The organism is Chloroflexus sp. (assembly GCF_034432675.1).
Taxonomy (GTDB): domain Bacteria; phylum Chloroflexota; class Chloroflexia; order Chloroflexales; family Chloroflexaceae; genus Chloroflexus.
The window spans coordinates 1-5592 of the sequence record NZ_DAOUBI010000098.1 but is presented as its reverse complement, the minus strand read 5'-3'; the positions used below and the strand labels follow the sequence as shown (position 1 = coordinate 5592).

The window sequence follows — 5592 nt, the reverse complement described above, 5'->3', positions numbered from 1 at the left end:
TACCCCGCAGCGCTGCGCCCAGTGGGATCACGTTTCAGGGTCGATACCGTTGCCGACCACCATTACCCGTGGCGCGATGTTTGGCGTGCGGCAGCCATGCTGCCGCGCCAGCCGCGCTCACGATCCGGCGCGTGGCCCACCGTTACCCATCCTGGTCACGGGGATGCTGAATGTGCTCGTGCCGATCAGCGAGTCGGTCAGACATGCATGCGATCCCTGCCCGTAGACGGTTATGTTGCACAAGATTCGTGCCTGCGCACCAGCGGCCACGGTCAGCATCTGCCGGCGGAGGCGAGGATGCTTCCATGCAGGCTGGAAGCCTGCGCCACGGGGAGCGCTTGCAGCCCGGCTTAACGCAGCGTGACATGTGGGTAATGCATAGGCTTGTACAACGAGGGGTGTTGTTCAGAGACATCCCTTTGCTGAAACAGCATCTGACAGGCTACTTGTGCGGCAGGGGTTCAACCTGTCCGGGTTGACTAAGCACGACGCACAATCAGGCTCTGCCCGGTCATATCGGGTGACGGTTCTAACCCCAACAGTTCGAGCAGTGTTGGCGCCACGTCGGCCAATCGGCCACCGTGCCGCAGTTCGATGGTATCTTTGCCATAGCCGGCACCACCGATCAGGAAACAAGGTGCCGGATTGGTCGTGTGCGCCGTGTGTGGCCCCCCGGTTTCCGGGTCAATCATCTGCTCGGCATTCCCGTGATCGGCGATGATGAGAGCCACGCCGCCCCGCTCCAGAATGGCCGGCACCACCTGCGCCAACCCGGCATCAACGGCTTCGCAGGCTTTGATCACCGCCGGGATACTCCCGGTGTGACCAACCATATCAGGGTTGGCGTAATTGACCACGATGAAATCGTATTGATCGCTATCAATTGCGGCCAGCAGAGCCTCGGTGACTTCCGGGGCACTCATTTCCGGTTTCAGATCGTAAGTGGCGACTTTGGGTGATGGAATGAGCTGACGATCTTCACCAGGAAACGGCTCTTCGCGCCCACCATTGAGGAAGAAGGTGACGTGCGGGTATTTCTCGGTCTCGGCAATATGAAACTGGCGCAGCCCGGCCTGGCTGATTACAGCGGCCAGCGGATTGGTGACGTAACGGGGCGGGAAGGCAACCAGTACCGGCAAGCCCTCTTCGTATTGGGTCATGGTCACGAAACAGAGATCGCGCAACTGACGCTCACGCTGCCAGATCGTGGCAGGCAACGGCTGGCCTTCAGCCTTTTGCCGTTCATAATGCTGGCGAATACGTTCGTTGAGGTCGGGATCAACAAAAGCGCGGGTCAACTGTCGACCGCGGTCGGGGCGGAAGTTGGTAAAGATCACGGCATCACCATCGCGCACGGTTGCGGTTGGTTCGCCGCTGGCGGTGACGATCACCGTGGGTAAAACAAATTCATCACTGACATCACGGGCATACGATGCCTCAATCGCTGCCCGCGCTGAAGGTGCCTTCTCACCCACTCCATCAACCAGGGCCGCATACGCCCATCCCGTGCGTTCCCAGCGCTTATCACGATCCATCGCATAGTAACGACCGGAAACGGTAGCAACCGTGCCGACGCCAAGCCGGGCGATCACCCCTTCGAGAGTGTCGAGAAAGCCCAGGGCACTGCGCGGCAACACATCGCGCCCGTCGAGGAAGAGGTGGAGATAGACACGCTGGAGATGATGGCGGTGGGCCAGCTCCAGCAGCGCGTACAGGTGATCTTCATGGGCATGGACACCTCCAGGCCCAAACAACCCCATCAAATGTAAGGCCGAATTGCGCTGTTTGACGTGTTCGATAGCCTGGAGCAAGACCGGGTTGGTAAAAAAATCACCATCGGCAATTGCTTTGCTGATTCGCGTCAGTTCTTGATAGACCACAAAACCGGCCCCGATATTGAGATGGCCTACCTCGGAGTTCCCAATCTGACCTTCAGGCAGGCCAACATCAAGCCCTGAAGCTCCCAATGTTGTAAAGGGGCAATTCGCCATCCATGCATCAACATGGGGCGTATCGGCCAGATCAGCCGCATTACCCGGCCCTGGCGGCGCAATACCCCAGCCATCCATAATTATCAAGACCACCGGACGTGGACGTGTCATTGGACGTTCTCCTTATCCCAAACCAAGAGCTACCTGGACGATGCGCCACGCTGCCAGTAGCCCAAGCAGCGCGGCTCCGAGTAGAGGAACAACGGTCAGCAACAGGCTCCAGATGCGTTCACCCATTGCAGGATTGGTACTCACGAACCCACGCAGTAATTCGCGACGGATTGCCTGCCAGCCACCCCATAACGTTGCCAGTGCCAGTGCGGCAAAGACCAGTGCGGCACCGAGCGCGATAAGTGAACCGAGTAGCGCCATACGACATCTCCTGACTTCGTGAATATCATCGCTCTTATTCAATCAGCCAGCGCCCTGGATTGAGAATGCCTGCCGGGTCCCAGCGTTGGCGCAAGGCACGCATCAGATCGATGGTTGGTGGGGGCGGCCCCCAGCGCTCAATCCTGACAGGACTATATTCAACTACGGCGTACCCACCTGCGCCGGCCAGTTCCTGGCGCAACACGGACAAGTACGTGGCAGCAGCCTGCGGACAACAGGCAATGATCAGCCCCAGACCGGGAAAGACGGTTACTGATTCAGGTGTGACCGTCGCCAGAGCAGCCATCGCCACCGGCAGCGCACTGTCAGGCACACCGATCCGAAGGATCAGACTGGTGGCAGATGCGGGTGGATAGGCGGTATGGGGCAGGGCACGATAGTTGTGTTCGACCGTCAGATCGGTCACAGTAGAACAGGCAGCGGTAGCCAGCGCTAGCTGGCGTTCCACCGCGGCTGCCATCCCGGCGAGTTGGGCTTGTAGCATGATAGTATCTGAGATGGTAATAACCAGCCCGACCGGCTGTAATGGCGGTCTGCGCAGCGCCTCGGCCACCTGCCAGGCCTCGTCAACGGTAGAGCATGTAACGCGCAGTAAAACAAACGTTTCCGGGAGTGGCGCGACTTTGAACGTGGCCGTTGCTATCACCCCAAGCGTACCATACGCGCCGAGGTGTAGCTTGTGCGTATCGTAACCGGCCACATTTTTGACCACCCGCCCACCACTCTGTACCACTCGCCCATCACCAAGCACGACCTGCATACCGAGGAGCCACTCCCGTGGCCCACCGTAACCCAACCGCAACGGCCCCCATGCCGCTGACGCCAGTAATCCCCCGATAGTCGCACCATCTGATGCAGGTGGATCCCAGGGCAGCCACTGTCCCCGTTCGCGCAACAGTGCCTGTACCGACCCTAGCGACGCACCGGCTTCAACCGTTATCACCAGATCGGCAGGCTGGTATTCAATCACCCGGTTCAGTTGACGCAGATCAAGGGCAACATCGTAACGCTGCGGCGGATCGAGCAGAAACTGGTGTGTACCGTCCCCCCACGGCACCACTGCGGTGTTGGTACGGGTTGCTGCGGTGAGCAATTCGCTCACATCAGCGACGGATGTCGGCTGCACAACCTGCTGCGGTTGTCGATCAGCCAATGCATATGTTGTCGGCGATGGCCTGGTTGAAAAAGGCAACACATTCATACCCGTCTAAATCCACGCCCCCCGGTCAAGCGCACGCAGAGCACCGCGAGCAAACCGAATGTCGGCACAACTACTGCCCCCCGGCAGCAGTTTACAGGGGTTCATCACCCCATTCGCATCGAAGATGGTGCGCAGGTCGGCGAAGGCGGCCAGATCGGCCGGGCCAAAAATCCAGCCCAGATAATTACGCTTCTCAATCCCGATCCCGTGTTCACCACTGATCGTACCGCCGGCGGCAACACACGCCTGCAAAATCTCTTCACTGGCGGCAACTGCCCGCTCAAGCGCACCGGCGTGACGGAGATCGAACAGCAATAGCGGGTGGAGATTACCATCACCGGCGTGAAAAATATTGACAATCGTGATCTGGTGACGGGCCGCCACCTCCTCGGTCAGGCGCAACAGTTCCGGCAGACGCGACCGTGGAACGACACCGTCCTGAATGTGATAGTGCGGGGCAATCCGTGCGCAGGCCGCCAAAGCACCTTTACGACCGGCCCACAACTTCTCGCGCTGATGGGCATCTTGCGCCGCCCGCAACTCGCGTACCCTATACTGGTGGCAGATCTGTTCAATCGCTTGCGCCTGGGCAATAACCTCTTCACGCAACCCATCCAGCTCGATCAACAATACCGCTCGCGCATCAGACGGATACCCCGCCTTGACTGCGGCTTCGACAGCGGCGATGCCCTGCCCAACCAGCATCTCAAGCGCAGCGGGAATGATGCCATGGGCAATAATCGCGGATACCGTCTCGCTGGCCGCATCGAGATCGTCGTAGATGGCCAGAAAGGTGTAGATCGACTCGGGATTTGGCGTTAATTTGACCACTGCTTCGGTGACGATGCCGAGGGTTCCTTCACTGCCCACCACAACCCCCAGCAGATCGTAGCCTGGCGCATCCAGGGCAGCGCGACTCACCTCGATCACCCGCCCATCACCCAAGACTAGCGTTACCGCCAGGACATGGTTGGTGGTGACGCCATACTTCAGACAGTGCGGACCACCGGCGTTGGTGGCAATATTGCCGCCGATGGTACTGGCGCGCTGGCTACTGGGATCGGGGGCAAAATGGAGGCCGTAGGGTGCTGCGGCCAGACTAAGATCGGTGTTGACTACGCCGGGTTGCACGCGGGCAGTACGCGCCACCGGGTCGATGGCTAAAATCCGATTGAGACGGGTTAGGGAAATGACCAGCCCACCCTGTTCGGGTACCGAGCCGCCGGCCAGACCGGTACCCGCACCACGGGCAACGATTGGCACGCCAAGCTGAGCTGCCACCTGCACACAGGCCGAAACTTCGGCAGTAGTGCGCGGCACAACGACCACCTCCGGCATACCCTGATCAAGGGCTGAGCCATCGTACTCGTAGAGCATCAGCTCTTCTGGCCGGCGCAGCACAATTGCCGGATCAACGGCGCTCAGGAGAGCAGTTACCAGGTCATCACGCATCGTCATTTTGTCCGTACACGGCGCTTCAGATCAAAAACCGGTCGGCGAAACGTCAGTATATCGAGCGTACCGCGAGGATACGAACGCAAGACCAATGCCAGACCACGTGGATGGCGGCGCCAGATACCGGCCAGGGCCAGCCCAATCAGCAGCGGAGTCATTACCCAAACCAGTACCGGCGTTCCATTGTTCAGAATGATCGAACCAAGCCCGACACCGACCAGCAACCATTGTCCAACCGGCAGCAGCAACATCCGCTCGCGTAGATGGAAGAAAGCAACGGTATAGGCTATCACATACCAGGCCGACAACAATACCATGACGATCAACAACCAGGAAAGCAGTGTTGCCATAGATAACCCCGTGATGCGTGCCAATGCTATCTGTATGATAGCACACCAGCAGTCATTAATATCAATATCAATTCGTCCTACCAGCCTTTCCCCCAGGCGCATGAACGATTACCGATCACCTAAGCCTTGCCTATCCTGCTCCCAGCCTGTCGGCTTAGCTGCGAGGAAGGATGACGACTATCTCCGGTGCCATCACGCACTG

5 protein-coding genes and 1 pseudogene are annotated in these 5592 nt (G+C 59.1%); 1 reads left to right on the top strand and 5 read right to left on the bottom strand.

What is annotated here, in order from left to right:
* A pseudogene (locus tag VAE55_RS07350) lies at window positions 1–226 on the top strand (hypothetical protein); the annotation flags it as partial.
* 253 nt (window positions 227–479) lie between these two features.
* Here VAE55_RS07350 and gpmI read toward each other — a convergent pair.
* Genes gpmI through VAE55_RS07325 form a run of 5 tightly spaced genes read right to left on the bottom strand, consistent with a single transcriptional unit; the run spans window position 480 to window position 5390 of the window.
* On the bottom strand, window positions 480–2102 hold the full coding sequence (gene gpmI / locus VAE55_RS07345) for a 2,3-bisphosphoglycerate-independent phosphoglycerate mutase (protein ID WP_322815143.1): 1623 nt from the start codon (window positions 2100–2102) through the stop codon (window positions 480–482).
* 12 nt (window positions 2103–2114) lie between these two features.
* Complete coding sequence (locus VAE55_RS07340) at window positions 2115–2363, bottom strand: hypothetical protein (RefSeq protein ID WP_012257029.1); 249 nt, start codon at window positions 2361–2363, stop codon at window positions 2115–2117.
* Window positions 2364–2397: 34 nt separating this feature from the next.
* On the bottom strand, window positions 2398–3585 hold the full coding sequence (locus VAE55_RS07335; RefSeq protein WP_322815142.1) for an FAD-binding oxidoreductase: 1188 nt from the start codon (window positions 3583–3585) through the stop codon (window positions 2398–2400).
* Between the two features lie 6 nt (window positions 3586–3591).
* Window positions 3592–5037, bottom strand: a complete 1446-nt coding sequence (locus VAE55_RS07330) for an FAD-binding oxidoreductase (RefSeq protein WP_416181175.1) — start codon at window positions 5035–5037, stop codon at window positions 3592–3594.
* A gap of 2 nt (window positions 5038–5039) precedes the next feature.
* Window positions 5040–5390, bottom strand: coding sequence for a hypothetical protein (locus VAE55_RS07325; RefSeq protein ID WP_322815140.1), 351 nt, complete (start codon window positions 5388–5390; stop codon window positions 5040–5042).
* Window positions 5391–5592: the final 202 nt, after the last annotated feature.